Consider the following 20,372-nt stretch of genomic DNA (forward strand, 5'->3'; position numbering starts at 1 on the left):
CCATGGACGTCATCTCCACCGGCCTCGGCGTGCTGCTCGCCGTGGTCCTGCTCGTCGCGATCGGGCTGATATTCATGATCAGCCGGCTGTTCCACAAGGTGGAGCAGGGCAAGGCGCTCATCGTCTCGAAGGTCAACAAGGTGGACGTCACCTTCACCGGGGCGATCGTGCTGCCCGTGCTCCACAAGGCCGAGGTCATGGACATCTCGGTGAAGACCATCGAGATCGAGCGCTCCGGCCGCGAGGGCCTGATCTGCCGGGACAACATCCGCGCGGACATCAAGATCACCTTTTTCGTCCGGGTCAACAAGACCGTCGAGGACGTGGTGAAGGTCGCCCAGGCCATCGGCACCGCCCGGGCCAGCGACCAGGACACGCTGCAGGAGCTGTTCAACGCCAAGTTCTCCGAGGCGCTCAAGACCGTCGGCAAGCAGCTCGACTTCGTCGACCTCTACACCCAGCGCGACCACTTCCGCGACCAGATCATCCAGGTCATCGGCACCGACCTGAACGGCTACAGCCTGGAGGACGCGGCGATCGACTATCTGGAGCAGACCTCGCTGCTCTCCCTGGACAAGAACAACATCCTCGACGCCCAGGGCATCCGCAAGATCACCGAGCTGACCGCGATCGAGCACGTGCGGACCAACGAGTTCCAGCGCCAGGAGGAGAAGGAGATCACCCGCCAGAACGTGGACGCCCGCGAGGCGATCCTCGAACTGGAGCGCCGCCAGGCCGACGCGGAGATCAAGCAGAAGCGCGAGGTCGAGACCATGCGGGCCCGCGAGGAGGCGGAGATCGCCCGGGTCCAGGCCGAGGAGCGGCTCAAGGCTCACGCCGCCGACCTGCGCACCCAGGAGCAGCTCGGCATCCAGCATGAGAACCAGGCTCGCGAGATCGCCGTGGCGGCCAAGAACCGCGAGCGGGTCATCGCCATCGAGACCGAGCGCATCGAGAAGGACCGGATGCTGGAGGTCATCGCCCGCGAGCGCGAGACCGAGCTGTCGCGCATCTCCAAGGACAAGGAGGTCGAGGGCGAGAAGCGCTCGATCGCCGAGGTGGTCCGCGAGCGGATCGCGGTCGAGAAGACCGTCGCCGAGCAGGAGGAGAGCATCAAGCGCCTGCGGGTGGTCGAGGAGGCCGAGCGGACCCGCCAGGCCGTGATCATCCAGGCCGAGGCCGAGGCCCAGGAGAACCTGGTCAAGGACATCAAGGCCGCCGAGGCCGCCGAGGCCGCGTCCAAGTACAGGGCGCGCGAGGCGCTGGTGCTGGCCGAGTCGCGCCAGCAGGCCGCCGAGCTCGACGCCCGCGCCAAGATCCGGCTGGCCGAGGGCGTGCAGGCCGAGGCCGCCGCGACCGGCCTGGCCGAGGTGCAGGTGGCCGAGCGCAACGCCGCCGCGATCGAGAAGGTGGGCCGGGCCGAGGCCGCCGTCGAGCGCGAGAAGGCGCTGGCCGCCGCCGAGGGCGAGCAGGCCCGGGCGCACGCCGTCGCCACCGCGGTGCGCGAGAAGCTCAAGGCCGAGGCCGAGGGCGAGCGGGAGAAGGCGCTGGCCGCGGCCGCGATGGTCGGCGAGAAGCTCAAGGCCGAGGCCGAGGGTCTGACCGAGAAGGCGGCGGCGATGGCGGCCCTGGACGACGCGAGCCGCGTCCACGAGGAGTACCGCCTGCGGCTGGAGGCGGAGAAGGAGATCCGGCTCGCCGGCGTCACCTCCCAGGTCAAGGTGGCCGAGGCGCAGGCCATGGTGCTCGCGGCCGGCCTGGAGAAGGCCAACATCGACATCGTCGGCGGCGACAGCGTGTTCCTCGACAAGCTGGTCGGCTCCGTCACGCTGGGCAAGAGCGTGGACGGCTTCGTCGACAGCTCCGACGTCGCCCGCACGCTCGCCGGGCCGTACCTGGACGGGTCGCAGAGCCTGCCCGCCGACCTGACGCGGGCCCTGGGCTCGCTGGGCGCCGGTGACGTGCGGGACCTGTCGCTGTCGGCGCTGCTGGTCAAGCTGATGGGCGAGAACGGTGCCGACGGGCAGCGGCTGCGCGAGCTGCTGGGCACCGGGGCGTCCGCGGGGACCGCGCCGAAGGCCACCGTGACGACCACGGTGCCCCCGGCCGTGGCGGCCGTGACCGCCACGACCGTCACCGGCCCCGCCGGTAACGGCGGCCCCGTCATCGACACGGTCCAGGAGTGACCGCGGACGTGACCGTCACCGAAGGCACGACCCCGGGGGTCCCGGGGACCGCTGAGACCACGGCGCTGGACGCGGGCACCTACGAGGTGCTCCGCGCCCGGCTCGCCGAGCAGGCGGCGGAGCTGGCCCGGCGGGCCGAGGCGCTCAACGCCCGCCGCCTGGAGGTCTTCGGCGGGACCGAGCTGCGCCTGGTCGGCACCGAGCGGATCCGCACCGAGAACAACTGCGTGCCGCGCGACATCGTCTCCATCGGCGGGCTCATGTTGTTCGGCTACAACGTGTTCATCGGCCTGAAGCCGGAGACGACGATCGACGACGTCTTCTCCGCGCACCGCTTCACCCGGGACGGCGAAGCCTTCCGGTTCGACCCCGGACCGGTGCCGAAGGACCCGCGCTTCGAGCGGGACTTCGCCGAGCTCTACCGCTACTACCGCGAGACCCGGCTGACGCAGCTGCGCCGGGTCGAGGGCAAGATGCTGGCCGTCTTCCGGACCGGCCCGAGCGACATCCGGGTGCTGCGCTGGCAGGTCGGCGCGGACGGCTCGCTGTCCTACGTCGACGACCGGGGCGAGCGCGACCACGTGTTCCCGCCGTCCCACGACTTCGAGTGGACCCCGGCCACCCGCGACGACCACGTGCTCGGCCGCCACCCGCACATCTCGATCCAGGGCGAGGTGTTCGTCGAGACCGTCGGCGGCGACCTCACCATCAAGATCGAGAACAACACCGAGACCGGTGAGGGCGTCTACCGCGAGCCGGTGGACGAGCCGCTGCAGAGCCTGGCCGACGCCGACGTCCTGCACGCCAGGGTCGGCCCGCTGATCCTGCTGCGCATCCGGCCCTACAACGAGACCGAGTGGCGGCACCTGGTCTTCAACACCCGGACCAGGGACGTGGTGCGGCTGGACGGCATCGGCCAGGCCTGCCAGCGGCTCCCCGAGGACCAGGGGATCATCTTCCCCGGCGGCTACCACCTGTCCACCGGCGTGGGCAAGACCTTCGACACCGACGTCACCGACCTGGAGTTCGAGCGGGTCATCCGCTCGGCCAACGGTGAGGACGTGCTCTACGTCTTCCACGCCCGCGCCGAGGGCCGCTCGCTGCTGCTGCCGTACAACGTGATCCGCAAGCAGGTGGCCACGCCGATCCCCTGCCACGGGTACTCGCTGTTCGACGACGGGACGATGGTGGTCTTCCGGGCCGTCTCGGAGGAGCCCACCCGGGTCCACCCGATGCAGGTGTGGCAGACGCCGTTCACCTCCGACCTGTACGCCGCCGCCCAGCCGGTCGGGACCGGCCCGCTGGAGCGGATCGGCAACGCCGAGCTGGTGCGCGGGATCTCCGACTGCCTGTCGGTGGCCCGCATGATCGAGGAGATGGCGCCGTCGGCGGGCGTCTTCGAGGCGCTGATCGCGGCCTGCACCCGCGTGTTCGACCACTACCACTGGCTCGGCGACCACGAGCTGCGCGGGCCGGTGGCCGACGTCCGGGCCACGGCCGAGCAGGTGCTCGACGAGTTCGAGAACGTCCGCTCGCTCACCGCCCAGGCCGAGGCCGCCCTGGAGGAGGCCGCGGGGGACGTGGCAGCCCTCGTACGGCGGGCGCGGGCCGAGGCGCCCCGCTCCGCCCGGGAGTGGGTGACCCTGCTCGCCGATCTCCGCCGGGCGCGGGGGCACCTGGTGACCCTGCGCGAGCTGCGTTACGCCGACCCCGGCCGCATCGGCCGGCTCGACGCCGAGCTGGAGGCCGAGCTCGCGGGGGTCGCGCAGCGGGCGGTGGCCTTCCTCAGCGGGGACGGGGCCTTCGCCGCCTACCACGAGGAGGTGGAGCGGCTGGCCGCCGGGGCGGAGGCGATCGCGACCACGGCCGAGGCGGGCCCGGTCGGCGAGCGGCTGGCCGGCCAGGCTCAGGGCCTGGAGGTGGTGATCGAGGTGGTCGGCACGCTCGACATCGCCGACGCGACCGTGCGCACCGCGATCCTGGAGCGGATCGGCGAGGTGCTCGGCGGGGTCAACCGGGCCCGCGCCGCCCTGGAGGCGCGGCGGCGCGAGCTGCTGGGCTCGGAGGGACGGGCCGCCTTCGCCGCCGAGTTCGCCCTGCTGGGACAGGCGATCACCGGGGCCCTGGCGATGGCCGACACCCCCGAGCGGTGCGAGGAGCAGCTCGGCCGGCTGATGCTCCAGCTGGAGACGCTGGAGTCGCGCTTCTCCGAGTTCGACGACTTCCTCGCCCGGCTCGGCTCCAAGCGGGAGGACGTCTACGAGGCGTTCTCCTCGCGCCGGCAGGCCCTGATGGACGAGCGGGCCCGCCGGGCCGACCGGCTGGCCGGATCGGCCGACCGCATCCTGTCGAGCGTGCGCAGGAGGCTGGCCTCGTTCGGCTCGCTCGACGAGGTCAACACCTACTTCGCCGCGGACCCGATGGTGGCCAAGCTGCACGCCGTGGCCGGGGAACTGCGCGACCTGGGCGACCAGGTCCGCGCCGAGGAACTGGAGGGCCGGGTCAAGTCGGCCCGCCAGGAGGCCGGGCGGGCTCTTCGCGACCGGCTCGACCTGTACGCCGACGGCGGCGAGACGATCCGGCTGGGCCGGCACCGGTTCGCGGTCACCACCCAGTCCGCCGACCTGACGCTGGTCCCGCACGGCGACGGGATGGCCTTCGCCGTCACCGGCACCGACTACCGCTCCCCCGTCCGGGACCCGGCCTTCGCCGAGACCCGGCCCCTGTGGAACCAGCTGCTGGCCTCGGAGTCGCCCGAGGTCTACCGCGCCGAGCACCTGGCCGCGCTGATCCTGTCGGCCGCCGAGGCCGGGACCCCGGTCCTGGGCGAGCAGGTGATCTCGCTGGACGCGCTCCACGAGGCCGCGGTGGCCGAGGGGGAGCTGGCGGCGATCGTCCGCCGGGTGGCGGAGAGCCGCTACGACGAGGGGTACGAGCGCGGCGTGCACGACCACGACGCCACGCTGGTCCTCGACGTCCTGCTGCGCCTGCACACGGGGGCGGGCCTGCTGCGCTATCCCCCCTCGGCCCGCGCGGCCGCCCAGCTGTTCTGGGCGCACGGGACCGACGAGGCCGCCCGCGCCGCATGGAGCACGAAGGCGGCGTCGCTGGCCCGGGCGCGCGCCCTGTTCGGGCACGTGGAGGCGGTGGAGGAGATCTGCCGCACCCTGTCCGGCGCCGTCGGGTCCTTCGTGTCCTCGCTCGCCGTACCCGTCGATCCTGACGGCGGGGACGACGTCGCCCTCGCCGGGGAGTACCTGTTCGAGGAGTTGGCCGGCGGGCCGCCCGGGTTCGTGACGAGCGCCGGGGCCAGGAACCTGCTCGACCGGTTCGAGCGGGCGCTGGGCACCTCGCGCAAGGAGTTCGAGGACGACCTGCGGGCCCTGGAGGACGACCTGCCGGGCCGGTACCGGCTGGCCTGGGCGTGGCTGGAGGCCTTCGAGCGCTCCGCCGAGCTGCCGGAGGCGGTGGCCGTACTGCTGTGCGCGCTGCCCCGTCACGACTCCTCGGCGGCGCTGACCGCGACCGTCGAGGGCCTGCTCGGCACGCACCCGCGCCTGACCGGGCGCGCCCTCGCGCTGCGGCTGGAGGAGTTCCTCGCCAGGACCCGGGACTTCAGGACCCGCCGCGTCCCGGCCTACCGGGCCTACCTGCGGCGGCGCGACGCCCTGGTCGCCGCCGAGCGTGAGCGCCTGCGCCTGGAGGAGTACCGGCCGAAGGTGATGAGCGCCTTCGTCCGCAACCAGCTGCTGGACGAGGTCTACCTCCCGCTCATCGGCGACAACCTGGCCAAGCAGCTCGGCGCGGCCGGTGACGCCAAGCGGACCGACCAGATGGGCATGCTGCTGCTCATCTCGCCGCCGGGGTACGGCAAGACGACGCTGATGGAGTACGTCGCCGACCGCCTGGGCCTGGTCTTCGTCAAGGTGAACGGCCCCGCGCTCGGCCACGTCACCTCGGTGGACCCGGCCGACGCCCCGGACGCGACCGCGCGCCAGGAGGTCGAGAAGATCAACTTCGCGCTGGAGATGGGCTCCAACGTCCTGCTGTACCTCGACGACATCCAGCACACCTCACCGGAGCTGCTGCAGAAGTTCATCTCGCTGTGCGACGCCCAGCGCCGCATGGAGGGCGTCTGGGAGGGCCGCAGCCGCACCTACGACCTGCGCGGCAAGCGCTTCGCGGTCTGCATGGCGGGCAACCCGTACACCGAGTCCGGCGGGCGTTTCCGCATCCCGGACATGCTGGCCAACCGGGCCGACGTCTGGAACCTCGGTGACGTCCTGTCGGGCAGGGACGAGCTGTTCGCGCTGAGCTACGTGGACAACGCGCTCACCTCCAACCCTGTCCTCGCCCCGCTGGCCTCCCGCGACCGCGGCGACGTCCGCCTGCTGGTACGGCTGGCGCAGAACGACCCCGCCGTCCGCGCCGACCGGCTCTCCCACCCCTACTCCCCGGTCGAGCTGGAGCAGGTCCTGGCGGTCCTGCGCAAGCTGCTGCACGTCCAGAAGGTGGTGCTGGAGGTCAACAGGGCCTACATCGCCTCGGCCGCCCAGGCCGACGCCTCCAGGACCGAACCGCCGTTCCAGCTGCAGGGTTCCTACCGGAACATGAACAAGCTCGCGGCCAGGATCGTCCCGGTGATGAACGACGGGGAGCTGGAGGCCGTCATCGACGACCACTATCTCGGCGAGGCCCAGACCCTCACCTCCGGCGCCGAGGCCAACCTGCTCAAGCTGGCCGAGCTGCGCGGCAGGCTCACCCCCGGGCAGGCCGGGCGGTGGGCCGAGGTGAAGGCCGCCTACATGCGGTCCCAGAGCCTCGGCGGCGCCGACGACGATCCGATGACCCGGGCCGTCGGCGCGGTCGGCCTGCTCGCCGACCGCGTCAGCACCGCCATCGGGCAGGCCGCCGACCGCCTGTCGGCCGAGCGGTGAGCCCGGCGGCTCCCCGGGTGCCCCGGGCGCCCGGGGAGCCTCAGGTGGTGAGCTTGCGCTCGGTCGCGGCGCCCACGACGAGCCGCTCTCCGGAGCCGGGGTGGGCGCCGAAGTCGGCCACGACGCAGGTGATGTTGTCGGGCCCGCCGCCCCGGTTGGCCAGGTCGATGAGCCAGCGCACGGCCTCGTCGGGGTCCTCGATCTCGCTCAGGGTGTTGAAGAGGGTCTCCGGGCCGACCACGGCGGTCAGGCCGTCGGAGCAGATGAGATAGCGGTCTCCGGCCTGGGCCTCGCGCAGGGTCAGGTCGAGCTCGCCGTCCCCGGTGCCCTCCAGCACCCGCAGGACCATCGACCGGCGCGGGTGCTCGGCCGCCTGCTCGGGGGTGATGCGCCCGTCGTCGACGAGCGACTGCACCAGGGTGTGGTCATGGGTGATCTGGTACAGCGCGCCGTCGCGCAGCATGTAGGCACGGGAGTCGCCGACGTGCGCCAGGGCGAACATGTCGCCGTCCCACAACATCGCGGTGAGCGTGGTGCCCATGCCGCGCAGCGCGGGCTCCTGCTCGCTCATCTCGCGGATCATGTGGTTGACGTCCTTGGCGACGGACTTGAGCGCCGCCTTCAGATCGTCGACGTCGGACGGCAGAGTGTCGTCCAGCGCCGCTATGGCGTTCACGGCGATCGAGCTGGCGACCTCGCCGCCGGCGTGGCCTCCCATGCCGTCGGCGATGGCGAGCAGGCGCGTACTCGCATAGCCCGAGTCCTCGTTCGCCTCGCGGCGGACGCCGACGTCGGAGCGGGCGGCGTAGCGCAGTGCCAGTCCTTCGTTTTGTGCCATGAAGGCAGTAAAGCACTGGTTGAAGCACTTCACAAGCAAAGATGCTGTAGACCGTTTCAGCACAGTCAACTACTGTGGCTGAGTATGGAGGAGAGTCAGGAGATCACCGTGAACGCGGGCGACATCGCCCGGTTCGCCGACGTCGGCCGAGCCGCGGTGAGCAACTGGCGCCGTCGTCACGAGGACTTCCCCCAGCCGATCGGAGGAACCGCCTCCAGCCCGCTTTTCTCCCTGTCCGAGGTCACCGCGTGGCTGCGCGGCAACGGCAAGTCCTTCGAGGTCTCCCTGGGCGACCTGGTCTGGCAGCGGATGCGCACCACGGTCGACGACCTGCGCCTGGGCGAGCTGGTCGGCCGGATCGGGGCCTTCCTGCTGTTCCTGCAGCGCGACCCCGCGGGCTGGCGCAGGCACGGCGCGCGCCTGCGCGCCGGCGACTACGACATCACGGCCGTCACGGCCCTGGCCGGGCCGGTGGCGGCCGCCACGGCCGACCTGCCCGGCTCGCCCGGCCTCGCCCCGGACGACGACCCCGCCCTGCTGCGGCTCACCGCCCGGCTGGCCACGGAGAACGGGCCCCTGGCGGCGTTCGAGTTCCTGTGCGCACGCTATGTCGAGGCGCACTCCCGGCAGCTCTCCGTCACCAGGGACGACGTCGCCGCCCTCATGGCGCGGCTGGTCGATCCCGGCGGGGGCACCGTGCTCGACCCGGCCTGCGGGGTCGGCACCCTCCTGCTGCACGCGGCCGGCCCGCTCGGCCAGGAGATCAACGAGACCAACGCCCTGCTGACCGCGGTACGGCTGCTGCTGCGCGGGACGCGGGCCCGGGTGGTGGCCGGCGACTCGCTCCGCGAGGACGGGCTGGCCGGCGAGCTGGCCGACGCGGTGGTCTGCGACCCGCCGTTCAACGAGCGGGCCTGGGGCTACGAGGAGCTGGCCGGCGACCCCCGCTGGGAGTACGGCCTGCCGCCCCGCGGCGAGCCGGAGCTGGCCTGGGTGCAGCACTGCCTGTCCCACGTCAGGCCCGGCGGCCTGGTGGCCGTCCTGATGCCGTCCGCCGCGGCCAGCCGCCGCCCCGGCAAGCGGATCCGCGGCAACCTGCTGCGGGCGGGGGCGCTGCGGGCCGTGATCGCCCTGGCCCCCGGCGGACCGGACCTGTGGGTGCTGCGCCGTCCCAACGGCGAGCGGCCCTCCTCGCGGCTGCTGATCGTGGACGCCGCCGAGGACCTGTCGATCGTGGAGCCCGCCTGGCGCGCCTACACGGCCGACCCCGAGGCCGAGCCGCCGGGGGCCCGCACGGTGCGCATCATCGACCTGCTCGACGACGAGGTGGACCTCGCGCCGGGGCGGCACCGCCCGCCGCAGGGCGGGGTCGACTTCGTCCGCGACTTCAGCGACGCGCTCCACCGCTTCAGGGAGGCCTCGGCCCCACTGCCCGAGGCGCCCCCGGCGCTGGAGATGCTCGCCGAGCGGCAGGAGCTGCCGACCACGACGATCGGCGATCTGGTCAAGGCGGGCCTGGTGACCATCCTGCAGGCCCCCGCCAAGATGACCGCCGACGAGGGCACGGTCCCGGTGCTGACCGCCGACGACGTCGCCGCGGGTACGGCCCCCTCCGGCGGGACCCTGCTCGATCCGGGCCTGGTCATGGTCGAGGCCGGCGACGTGGTGACCACCGCCCTGGGAGCGGTGCGGGTGGTCGAGCTGCCGGGCACGGCGCTCGGGCCGCAGCTCACGCTCTACCGGGTGGACCCGGCCCGGCTCGACCCGTACTTCCTGGCGGGCTTCCTGCGCTCCGCCGACTCCTCCCGCGTGCACCCCAGCTCCAGCCGGCTCGACGTGCGCCGGGCCCGGGTGCCGGTGCTGCCGCTGGCCGAGCAGCGGCGCTACGGCGTCGCCTTCCGCGAACTGGCCGCCCTGGAAGATCGATTGCGTGAGACGGCGGCACTGGGGAAGACGTTGATCCGGCTAGGCTTTGATGGACTGGTCGACGGCCATCTGAGGCCGTGTGGCCAAGGGGTGTAGTGCCCGCAGGTCCATGGGAGGGTCGATGGTCATCGGCGACCGCTACATTCTCGACGACCTCCCTCTGGGACAGGGCGGGATGGGCGCCGTCTACGCCGGTCACGACAAGCACCTCGACCGCAGGGTCGCCGTCAAGTTCCTGCGCCTGCTTCCCGGGCCGGACGCCGAGCTGGAGCGGCGCTTCCTGCGGGAGGCCAGGATCCTGGCCAGGCTGGAGCACCCCGGCGCCCCCGTCCTGTACGACTTCGGCGCCTTCGAGCAGCGGCTGTTCCAGGTGATGCAGTTCATCGAGGGCGTCACCGTGGCCGACCTGGTCAGCGAGCACGGCCCGCTGCCCGTCCCGTGGGCCGCCGCGATCGCCGCCCAGGCCTGCGCGGTGCTGTCGGCCGCCCACGCGCTGTCCATCTATCACCGCGACCTCAAGCCGACCAACCTGATGCTCTGCCCCGACGGCAGCGTCAAGGTCCTGGACTTCGGCCTCGCCATGCTCCGGGAGACCGACTCCACCAGCTTCACCCGGGTCGGCCAGATCCTGGGCACCCCGTCCTACATGGCCCCCGAGCAGATCCAGCGCGGCCTGGCCGGCCCGCGCAGCGACCTGTACGCCCTGGGCTGCGTGATCCACGAGATGCTGACGGGCAGGCAGCTGTTCACCGGCCCCACCGAGTACGCCGTCTTCGAGCGCCAGGTCAAGGAGCGCCCGCCGCCGGTCCCGGGGATCCCCGCGGAGCTGGACCGGCTCCTGGCCGAACTGCTGGAGAAGGACCCCGACAGGAGACCGGCCGACGTCGACGTCCTGTACGACCGCCTCCAGGCCTTCGCCGTCGACCTGCCCATGCTGCCCGGCTTCCTCACCCCGCCGTCGGTGTCCAGCCCCGGCCGGATGTACGCCCGCGTGGTCGGCCGGGTCCTGGCCTGACCCGGCCCGCCGCCCTCCTCCACGCGCCGGTCCCGGCCGGCGCCGTCCTCACGCGCCGGTCCCGCCCGGTGGCGCTCTCACACGCCGGTCCCGGACGGCGTGCGGGAGGTGTGGGCCTCGATCTCCCGGGCGGCCCACTCGGCCCACTCCTGCTGCATGCGGGTGAAGCGCAGCCCCCACTCCAGGGCGATGCGCCCGTAGACCGAAAGATCGTGATCGTCGTCGGCGACTATCGGGCGGATCGTCTCGAGGTGCTCGTGGGAGCGGGTCGCGACGGCACCCTGTTCCTTCAGGTAGGCGCGGGCCTGCTCGGCGCCGACCGCGCCGAGGAAGAACACCCTCAGCAGCATGTCGCTGCGGCGCAACTGCTCCGGCGGGACCTCGACCAGCCAGTGGCGCAGCTCGGCCATGCCCGCCTCGGTCGGCCCGTAGGCCTTGCGCCCCCTGGGCCCCTCGGCGACGACCTCGATCAGCCCGGCGTCCGCGAGGCGGCCGAGCTCGCCGTAGAGCTGGCTCTGGGTGGCGGGCCAGACGTTGGCGAGGGAGATCTCGAAGATCTTCAGCAGGTCGTAGCCGCTGGCGGAACCCTGGGACAACAGGCCGAGCAGTGCGTGGCGGAGGCTCATGGCGGCGATTCTATATTCCAGGATTGACATGTCACAACAGGAGGTTCTAGTTTTGACATGTCACTACAGGAACGTCATGAGGAGCCGATCGTGGTTCAGAGCTTTGCCGGTTTTCTTCCGTGGATCGTGTACGGGATCATCGCCACCGGAGACAACTGGCGCTACGGAGCCCTGGCCGGACTCGTGATCGCCCTGGCAGTGATCGTGATCGACCGCCGGTCGCACAAGGCCTGGGACGAGATGGTGATCGAGACCAGCGGGGCGGTCTTCTTCGCGCTGTCGGCCGTGTTCTCCTACGCCGCTCCCGACTCCCCCCTCACCCCGTACGGCCCGGCCCTCGTCAACGTCTGGCTCGCCGCCACCGCCTGGGGTTCACTGGCCATCGGCCGGCCCTTCACCCTGGGCATCGCCCGCCGGATGGCCGACCCGAAGGTGTGGGAGTCGCCGATGTTCTACCGGGTGAACGCCGTCATCACCGGCGTGTGGGCCGCGAGCTTCACCGTCGCCGCGGCCGGGCTGGCCGTGCTGATCAGCCAGAACCCGCACGCCACGGCCGCCGTCATCACCGTCAAGGTCGTCACCTTCGTGGCCCCCGCCCTGTTCACCGCCCGCTACCCCAAGCTCGTGGCCGCCAGGGCGCAGCGCCTCGCCGCCTGATCCCCGTCCGTCCGTCACACCCGTCGCTCCCGCCGAGGAGGAAACCGTGACCACTCCCGCCGTCTCTCCCACGACCCCCGCCTACCTGCGAGGCCACCTCGCCCCCGTCCCCGACGAGATCAGCGCCGTCGACCTGGCGGTGACCGGCGAGATCCCCGCCGAGCTGGCCGGCCGTTACTTCCGCAACGGCCCCAACCCGCTGCCCGGCCAGGACCCGGGCCACTGGTTCGCCGGGCACGGCATGATCCACGGCATCCGGCTGCGCGAGGGCCGCGCCGAGTGGTACCGCAACCGGTGGACGAAGACCGCCGCCTTCACCGAGGGCGCGCAGTTCGTCAGCGACACCGGCGTCGTCGACCGGGCCGCGGTCACCGCCAACACCCACGTCATCCGGCACTCCGGGCGCATCCTCGCCCTGGTCGAGAGCGGCCTGCCGTACGAGATCAGCCCCGAGCTGGAGACCCTGGGCCCGCGCGACTTCGGCGGCAGGCTGACCACCGCCATGACCGCGCACCCCAAGGAGGACCCGGCGACCGGGGAGCTGCTGTTCTTCGGGTACGGCTTCGCCCCGCCGTACCTCACCTACCACCGCCTGTCGGCGGACGGCGAGCTGGTCGAGAGCCGGGAGATCGAGGTCCCGGGCCCGACGATGATGCACGACTTCGCGATCACCGCCAACCACGTGGTGTGGCTGGACCTGCCGGTGGTCTTCGACATGGAGTGGGTGGGCCGCGGCCTGCCCTACCGGTGGAACGACGCCTACGGCGCGCGGCTCGGCGTCATGCGCAGGGACGGCGGCGACGGCGGGAAGGTGCGCTGGTACGAGATCGACCCGTGCTACGTCTTCCACGTCGGCAACGCCCACGAGGACGCCGAGGGGCGGGTCGTCCTGGACGCGGTCCGCTATGCCCCCGGCTCGTTCCGGCGGATCTGGGGGGAGATCAGCGGGGACTCCGACCCGGCCGCCTCCGCCGCCGTGGTCGGCGAGGCGACGCTGCACCGCTGGACCCTCGGCGCGACCGCCCGGGAGGAGCAGCTCGACGACCGCGGGGTCGAGTTCCCCAGCATCAACGGGGACCGCACCGGGCTGGCCGGCCGCTATCTCTACGCGGTGGCCGGTGACGCGGTCGTCAAGTACGACACGGCCACCGGCTCCAGCCAGGTCGAGGAGACCGGCGGCGCGACCGGGGAGGCCGTGTTCGTGCCCGCCGAGAGCGCGCGGGCCGAGGACGACGGCTGGCTGATGTCGGTCGTCAGCGCCGGGGACGGCTCGGAGCTGCAGGTGCTGGACGCCGGCTCCCTGGAGCGGGTGGCGGCGGTACGGCTGCCGCGCCGGGTGCCCGCCGGCTTCCACGGCAACTGGTTCGGCGACGAGGGCTGAGCGGACCGCCGGGAGTCAGGGGCGGGCCGCCGACAGGCCCGCGATGATGAGGTCCACGGCGACCTCGAAGGTGTCGTCGGCGTCGGCGACACCTCCGGGGCCGTCCTGCTCGGCGAGGATCCCGGTGCACTCGGCGAAGACGAAGCCGGAGACGAAGGTGAACAGCGCCTTGCGGGTCTGCGCCAGCCGCTCCTGCGGGACCCCGGCGGCGACCAGGATCCGGTTGAGCACGTCCCACAGCGGATAGTCGTGCTTGAGCGCCTCCGGGTGCGACTGCACGTACAGCCAGAGCGAGGGGTGCCGCTGCGCGATCGAGCGGTAGGCGTGCCCCAGGGCGCGCAGCTGGTCCTGCCACGGGGTGCCGTCGTCGGCGGGCAGCCTCAGCCGGAGCGTCACCGTGGAGCAGACCTGCTGCAGGAGCGCGGTCTTGTTGTCCACGTGGTGATAGAGCGACATCGGGTTGACGTCGAGCTCGGCCGCGAGCCTGCGCATGGACAGGCTCTCCACCCCGCCCGCGTCGATCATTCGCAGCGCGGTCGTGCAGATCTCTTCGAGCGTCAGGGGCTCCCCCCTGCGCGCACTCACGGCCATACACCGTATGGTAGCTATTGCCATACGGTGTATGGCCGGTGCCGTCAGGGGATCACCGGCCGAGGGAGGAGTTCCCATGTCCGCGACTCGTGCCGTGCCCGCCCCGCGGGGCCTGCCCGTCCTCGGCAACACCCTGCAGATACCGGCCCACTCCCCCAACGCGTTCCTCGACGCCCTCGCCGCCGAGCACGAGGAGGGCATCTACCGGCTGGAGATCCTCGGCCGCCGGGTGCTGTTCGTCTACGATCCCGACCTGGTCGCCGAGGCGTGCGACGAGAGGCGCTTCTACAAGGGCATCGACCCGCCGCTGTCCATCGTCCGCGACTTCGGCGGCGACGGGCTGTTCACCGCCCGCGGCAACGAGCCGGTCTGGGGCCAGGCGCACCGCATCCTGATGCCCGCCTTCAGCCAGCGTTCCATGAAGGCCTACTTCCCGCAGATGCTCCAGGTGGCCCGGCAGCTCGTCGCCTCCTGGGAGCGCAGGCAGGGCGAGGACCTGCCCGTCTCCGACGACATGACCCGGCTCACCCTGGACACGATCTCGCTGACCGGCTTCGACCACCGGTTCGACTCCTTCTCCTCGCCCGAGCTCCACCCGTTCCTGCAGGCGATGGGGCGCGCGCTGACCGAGGCGATGCTCCGCAACCGGCGGCTCCCGCTGGTGACCAGGATGATGAAGAGGCGGGAGGCGGCCTACCGAGCCGACATCCGGGCCATGCAGGACCTGGTGGACGACGTCATCCGGCGGCGGCGCGCGGCGGGCGACACCTCGACCGGGGACCTGCTCGGCCTGATGCTGGGGGCCGCCGACCCGAGGACCGGGCGGCGGCTGCCGGATGAGAACATCCGCAACCAGGTCCTGACCTTCCTGATCGCCGGGCACGAGACCACCAGCGGGCTGCTCTCCTTCGCCCTGTACAACCTGCTGCGCAACCCCCACGTGCTGGCCCGCGCCTACGCCGAGGTGGACCGGCTGCTGCCCGGGGACGCGGCGCCCTCCTACGAGACGATCATGAAGCTGGACGTGATCCCCCGCGTCCTGGAGGAGACGCTGCGGATCTGGTCGCCCATCCCGGCCTTCGCGGTCAAGCCGTTCGCGGCCACCGAGATCGGCGGCTATCCGGTGGCCAAGGGGCAGACGACCGTCGTGCTCCTGCCCCCGCTGCACCGCCACCCCAAGGCGTGGGACCGGCCGGAGGAGTTCGACATCGACCGCTGGCTCCCCGAGCGGAGGAAGGAGCACCACCCGGCGGCCTACAAGCCGTTCGGCAACGGCGAGCGCGCCTGCATCGGGCGGCAGTTCGCGCTGACCGAGGCGCGGCTGGCCCTGGCGCTCGTCCTCCAGAAGTTCGCGATCTCCGACCCGGACGCCTACCGGATCCAGGTCAAGCAGACCCTCACCCTCAAGCCGGAGGGGTTCACGCTCCGGGTCCGGGAGCGCCTGCCGCACGAGAGGAACACCGCCGGAGGGGCCGACGCAGAGCGGGCCTCCGACGAGCGGCCGGTCGAGATGGCCGTCACCGGGACCGGGCTCACCGTCGCCTACGGCTCCAACCTCGGCACCTGCGCCGACATCGCCGAGCGGCTGGCCGGGCGGGCCGGCCGGGCCGGGTTCGCCGTCACCCTGACCACCCTGGACGAGCTGGCCGCCGCCCCGCCCGCGGCCGGAGCCCTGGTCGTCGTCGCCTCCAGCTACAACGGCAGGGCCCCCGACAACGCGCAGGCGTTCGACGCCCTGGAGGGGCTGGCGCCGCTGGAGGGAGTACGGCTGGCGCTGCTGGGCTGCGGCGACACCCAGTGGCCCAGCTACCAGGAGTTCCCCCGGCGGGCCTTCGCCAAGCTCGTCGCGGCGGGGGCCGTACCGCTGGTGGAGCGCGGCGAGGCCGACGCCGACGGGGACTTCGACGGCGACGTCACCGCGTGGACCTCGGCCCTGTGGGCGGCGCTGGCCGCCGAGTACGGCGCGGCCTCCGGAGACGACGGGCCGCGCTACGAGATGGAGGTCCTGACCGAGGCCGAGGTCCGGCCCGCCGTCGTCTCCTCCCGCGCCGTCCCGCTGACCGTCCTCGCCAACGAGGAGCTGACCGGCGACCCGGCCGGACTCTGGGACTTCTCGCTGGAGGCGCCCCGGCCGGGCGTGCGCTCGATCACCGCGAGGCTGCCCGAGGGCGTCTCCTACACCGCGGGCGACCACCTGGCGGTCTTCGCCAAGAACGACCCGGAGCTGGTGGAGTGGGCGCTGCGCTGCCTGCGCGTCCCCCGCGACCGGGTGGTACGGCTGCGCGCCCGGGGCGCCACCCACCTGCCGACGGACACCCCGGTCACGGCCGGGCTGCTGCTGGCCGAGTTCGCCGAGCTGCAGGAGACGGCCGCCCGCGCCGATCTGGACACGCTCGCCGCGCACACCGAGTGCCCGTGGACGCGCGGGCAGCTGGCCGCGCTCGACTACGCCGAGGAGATCCTGGCCAAGCGGGTCTCCGTGCTCGCCCTGCTGGAGCGCTTCCCCGCGATCACACTGCCGCTCCCTGCCTTCCTGGAGATGACGGGGCCGATCCGGCCGCGCTACTACTCGATCTCCTCCTCGCCGCTGGCCGACCCGGGGACGGTGCGGATCACCGTCGGGCTGGTGGAGGGCCCCGCCTGGTCCGGCGCGGGCGAGTACCGCGGCACGTGCTCGGCCTACCTGGCGGGCCTGGCGCCCGGCGAGGTGTTCTACGGCTACGTCCGGGTGCCCGCTCCCCCGTTCCGGCTGCCCGCCGACCCGGCCGTCCCGGTGATCCTCATCGGCCCCGGCACCGGCTTCGCCCCGCTGCGCGGCTTCCTGCAGGAGCGGGCGCTGACGGGGGCGGGCGGCCCGGCCGAGGTCTTCACCGGCTGCCGCCACCCCGGGCACGACTGGCTGTACCGGGCGGAGCTGGAGGGCTGGGAGCGCGACGGGGTCGCCCGGGTGCACACCGCGTTCTCGGCGCTCCCGGGGCACCGGTTCCGGTTCGTGCAGGACGCGCTGGCCGCCGAGGCGGACCGGGTGTGGGAGCTGCTGGAGCGCGGGGCGCACGTGTACGTGTGCGGGGACGGGCTGCGGATGGCGCCGGCCGTACGGCGGGCCCTGGCCGGGATCTACGAGGCCAGGACCGGCGGGGACGGGCAGGAGTGGCTGCGCGGGCTGGAGGCCGCGGGCCGCTATCAGCAGGACGTCTTCGCCTGAACGCCGGAGTGCCCGGGCGTCGGAGTGTCTGAGTGCCCGGGCACCGGAGCGCCGGGAGTCGCGGCCCGCGGGCCGTCATGAAGGCCGTTCTTGGCGCACTTTAAGATGATTCTCACGCTCCCTCCGTAGTTTCCCGCTGTGCGGTCACGTGACCGTACGGGCAGGCGCCGAAGGGACGGATCACATGGCAGACGACCACGAAGGACAGCGGGTCAGCCGCCGCACCGCGCTGGCCGGGATCGGCTCGATCGGGCTGGGCGCGCTCCTTGCGGCGTGCGGCGACGACGCCGGCACCCCCACGGCGGTCACGACCACCTCGGGGTCGACCGCCACCATCACCCCGCAGAGCACGGCCACCTCGGGCCTGGAGGACCTCTTCGCCGGGGCGAACACGTGCACGCTGACCGAGACCACGACGCAGGGACCGTACTACTTCGACGCGGACAAGGTCCGCAGCGACATCCGCGAGGACCGGGAGGGCACCCCGCTGCGGGTCGCCGTCAAGGTCCAGGACAGCGAGACGTGCAAGCCGCTGTCCGGCGCGGTGGTCGAGATCTGGCACTGCGACGCCGGGGGCATCTACTCCGGCGCCGAGGCGCTGTCGTCGGGCCAGGGCGGCCCGGGCGGCGGGGGACCCGGCGGGGGCACCCCGCCCAGCGGCGGCCCGGGCATGGGGACTCCGCCGAGCGGCGGGCCCGGCGGGCCGGGAGGCGGCACCCCGCCCAGCGGCGGGCCGGGTGGCGGGGGCGGTGACATGGGCGACCTCGAACCGGCCGACGACAAGCGCTACCTGCGCGGCGCCCAGGTCACCGGCGCCGATGGGATCGTGCAGTTCGTCACGATCTGGCCGGGGTGGTACCGGGGCCGGACCGTGCACATCCACGCCATGGTGCACGTCGGCGACGCCCGCGTGCTGACCACGCAGATGATGTTCGACGAGGACCTCAACACGACGGTGTTCGAGGGCCGGCCGTACGCCCGGCACACCGGCCGGGACACCTTCAACGACGGCGACAACATCTACGAGCCGAGCATGCTGATGAAGGTCACCCGGCAGGGCGGGGGCTACGTGGGCGCCATCGTCTTCGCGGCCGACTCCGACCAGGACAAGACCTGACCGGCGTGCCGGCCGGGCCGCGGGCTCCGTCCCCCGGCCCGGCCGGCGCGTTCGTCACGGTTGCATAACGGGTGCACTCTCCGAGCGCCTCAGATATCGCCCCGGGCGGCCGATGGAACCCCTGGAAGAAACACGTCCGGCCGCATGGGCCGATCGAGGGGCGACATGAACCAGACCTTCTCTCCGCTGCTTGAGGCGCTGAAGCAGCTGGGCATCGACCCGCAGGCGCTCGATCGGGCGGCCGGGGAGGCCGAGCGCACCGGCCGGTCCCTGCGCGCGGTGCTCATCAACGACAACGTCGTCACCGAGGAGCAGCTCACCCAGGCCTCCGCGGACGCCTTCGGGATCAAGACCGTCGACCTGGTCGGCTACCCGATCGACCCGGTCGCGGTGGCCAAGATCCCGTTCGCCCTCATGCTCCGGCACCGCGTCCTGGGCCTCTCTCTCGACGAGAACGAGATCACCGTCGGCATCACCGACCCGGGCGACGTCCTGGCGCTCGACGACGTGCGCGCGGCGACCGGCCTGACGGTCCGCCCCGTCGTGGTGGCCCGAAGCGAGCTGCGCCGCATCATCGACCGGCTCAAGCGCGAGGAGAACGACCTCGCCGGCATCGCCGAGACGCTGCGCGCCGAGCAGGCCGCCGCCGAGACGGTGTCGAACCTGAACTCCGTCGAGGAGGACGCGCCGATCGTCCGGTACGTCAACTCGCTGCTAGAGCAGGGCATCCAGAACCGCGCCTCGGACCTGCACCTGGAGCCGACCGAGCACGACATGCGGGTGCGCTATCGCATCGACGGCGTGCTGCACGAGGTCGACACCGTGCCCAAGCACGTGCAGTCGGCCCTCATCTCCCGCCTGAAGATCATGTCGAACGTCGACATCACCGAGCGCCGGATCCCGCAGAACGGCCGCATCACCGTCATGGTCAACGGGCGCAAGGTCGACCTGCGTACCGCCACCCTGCCCACGGTGTGGGGCGAGAAGATCGTGCTGCGTGTCCTCGACACCGGCGGCGTCAACTTCGCCATCGGCAACCTCGGCTTCACCGAGCAGAACTACGAGCGCTTCTCCGCCTCCTTCACCAAGCCGCACGGCATGGTGCTGGTCACCGGGCCGACCGGTTCGGGGAAGTCCACCACGCTGTACGGCACGCTCACGGCGGTCAGCAAGCCCACCGTCAACATCATCACCGTCGAGGACCCGGTCGAGTACCGCCTGCCCGGCATCAACCAGGTGCAGGTGGACCACAAGGCCGGGCTGACCTTCGCCGCCGTCCTGCCGGCGATCCTGCGTTCGGACCCCGACGTCGTGCTGATCGGTGAGATCCGCGACCGCGCCACCGCGCAGCTCGCCGTCGAGGCCGCCCTCACCGGTCACCTCGTGCTGTCCACCCTGCACACCAACGACGCGCCCAGCGCGGTCGTGCGACTGACCGAGATGGGCATCGAGCCCTTCCTCGTCGGCTCGTCGGTCGACTGCGTGCTGGCCCAGCGGCTCGCGCGGCGGCTGTGCGACTGGTGCAAGGAGGAGTACGCCCCGACGGAGGCCGAGCTGATCGGCGCCCGGTGGCCCATCAACGACCTGCCGGTGCCCGAGCGGTTCTGGCGGCCGGTCGGCTGCCGCTCCTGCTCCAACACCGGCTACCGCGGCCGGATCGCGCTGCACGAGGTCATGCCGATGACCCCGGAGATCGAGGGCCTGACCATCCAGCGCGCCTCCGCCACCGAGGTGCAGCGGGTCGCCGAGGCCCAGGGCATGCTCTCGCTGCGCACGGACGGCCTGGCCAAGGCCGCCGACGGCCAGACCTCGATCCAGGAGGTCCTGCGCGTCGCGATCTGATCCGGTCTGATCCGGATCATGCGGGGCGTCCCCTCATATGTGGGTTTCGCC

The 20,372-nt window shown here is 72.4% G+C and carries 12 protein-coding genes; 9 read left to right on the forward strand and 3 right to left on the reverse strand.

What is annotated here, in order from left to right:
- Nucleotides 1–2: 2 nt before the first annotated feature.
- Nucleotides 3–2,186, forward strand: coding sequence for a flotillin family protein (locus Pta02_RS30375; protein ID WP_239131342.1), 2,184 nt, complete (start codon nt 3–5; stop codon nt 2,184–2,186).
- Between the two features lie 8 nt (nt 2,187–2,194).
- On the forward strand, nt 2,195–7,123 hold the full coding sequence (locus Pta02_RS30380; protein ID WP_203878411.1) for a DNA repair ATPase: 4,929 nt from the start codon (nt 2,195–2,197) through the stop codon (nt 7,121–7,123).
- A 40-nt stretch (nt 7,124–7,163) separates the two neighbouring features.
- Here the strand turns inward: Pta02_RS30380 and Pta02_RS30385 are convergent, their stop codons facing one another.
- Nucleotides 7,164–7,961: a PP2C family protein-serine/threonine phosphatase gene (locus Pta02_RS30385; RefSeq protein WP_203878412.1), complete on the reverse strand. Its 798-nt coding sequence runs from the start codon at nt 7,959–7,961 to the stop codon at nt 7,164–7,166.
- 84 nt (nt 7,962–8,045) lie between these two features.
- Between Pta02_RS30385 and Pta02_RS30390 the strand changes: the two genes are divergently transcribed.
- Together Pta02_RS30390 and Pta02_RS30395 are read left to right on the forward strand one after the other, a co-directional pair.
- Complete coding sequence (locus Pta02_RS30390; RefSeq protein ID WP_203878413.1) at nt 8,046–9,983, forward strand: N-6 DNA methylase; 1,938 nt, start codon at nt 8,046–8,048, stop codon at nt 9,981–9,983.
- Nucleotides 9,984–10,008: 25 nt separating this feature from the next.
- The gene (locus tag Pta02_RS30395) at nt 10,009–10,902 is read left to right on the forward strand and encodes a serine/threonine-protein kinase (RefSeq protein WP_203878414.1); all 894 of its coding nucleotides are present in this window, start codon (nt 10,009–10,011) and stop codon (nt 10,900–10,902) included.
- Between the two features lie 77 nt (nt 10,903–10,979).
- Here the strand turns inward: Pta02_RS30395 and Pta02_RS30400 are convergent, their stop codons facing one another.
- Nucleotides 10,980–11,528 carry a PadR family transcriptional regulator gene (locus Pta02_RS30400; RefSeq protein WP_203878415.1) on the reverse strand — a complete coding sequence of 183 codons (549 nt, stop codon included), beginning with the start codon at nt 11,526–11,528 and terminating at the stop codon, nt 10,980–10,982.
- A gap of 90 nt (nt 11,529–11,618) precedes the next feature.
- Here Pta02_RS30400 and Pta02_RS30405 point away from each other — a divergent pair, with 90 nt between their 5' ends.
- Both Pta02_RS30405 and Pta02_RS30410 read left to right on the forward strand, forming a co-directional pair.
- Nucleotides 11,619–12,185, forward strand: a complete 567-nt coding sequence (locus Pta02_RS30405; protein WP_203878416.1) for a hypothetical protein — start codon at nt 11,619–11,621, stop codon at nt 12,183–12,185.
- Between the two features lie 46 nt (nt 12,186–12,231).
- Nucleotides 12,232–13,566: a carotenoid oxygenase family protein gene (locus tag Pta02_RS30410; protein ID WP_203878417.1), complete on the forward strand. Its 1,335-nt coding sequence runs from the start codon at nt 12,232–12,234 to the stop codon at nt 13,564–13,566.
- Nucleotides 13,567–13,581: 15 nt separating this feature from the next.
- Here Pta02_RS30410 and Pta02_RS30415 read toward each other — a convergent pair whose 3' ends face one another.
- Entirely contained in the window at nt 13,582–14,157 is a 576-nt protein-coding gene (locus tag Pta02_RS30415) for a TetR/AcrR family transcriptional regulator (RefSeq protein ID WP_203878418.1), read from the reverse strand.
- Between the two features lie 76 nt (nt 14,158–14,233).
- Here Pta02_RS30415 and Pta02_RS30420 point away from each other — a divergent pair, with 76 nt between their 5' ends.
- From Pta02_RS30420 to Pta02_RS30430, 3 genes are all read left to right on the forward strand, one after another.
- A complete protein-coding gene (locus tag Pta02_RS30420; protein ID WP_203878419.1) occupies nt 14,234–17,362 on the forward strand; it encodes a bifunctional cytochrome P450/NADPH--P450 reductase in 3,129 nt (1,042 codons plus the stop codon).
- A gap of 184 nt (nt 17,363–17,546) precedes the next feature.
- Nucleotides 17,547–18,479 (forward strand): peptidase associated/transthyretin-like domain-containing protein, encoded by a 933-nt coding sequence (locus tag Pta02_RS30425; RefSeq protein WP_203878420.1) that lies wholly within the window; start codon nt 17,547–17,549, stop codon nt 18,477–18,479.
- A 165-nt stretch (nt 18,480–18,644) separates the two neighbouring features.
- Nucleotides 18,645–20,321, forward strand: a complete 1,677-nt coding sequence (locus tag Pta02_RS30430) for a GspE/PulE family protein (protein ID WP_203878421.1) — start codon at nt 18,645–18,647, stop codon at nt 20,319–20,321.
- The last annotated feature ends 51 nt before the right edge of the window (nt 20,322–20,372 follow it).

This window comes from Paraplanobispora takensis, assembly GCF_016863195.1.
GTDB lineage: Bacteria > Actinomycetota > Actinomycetes > Streptosporangiales > Streptosporangiaceae > Planobispora > Planobispora takensis.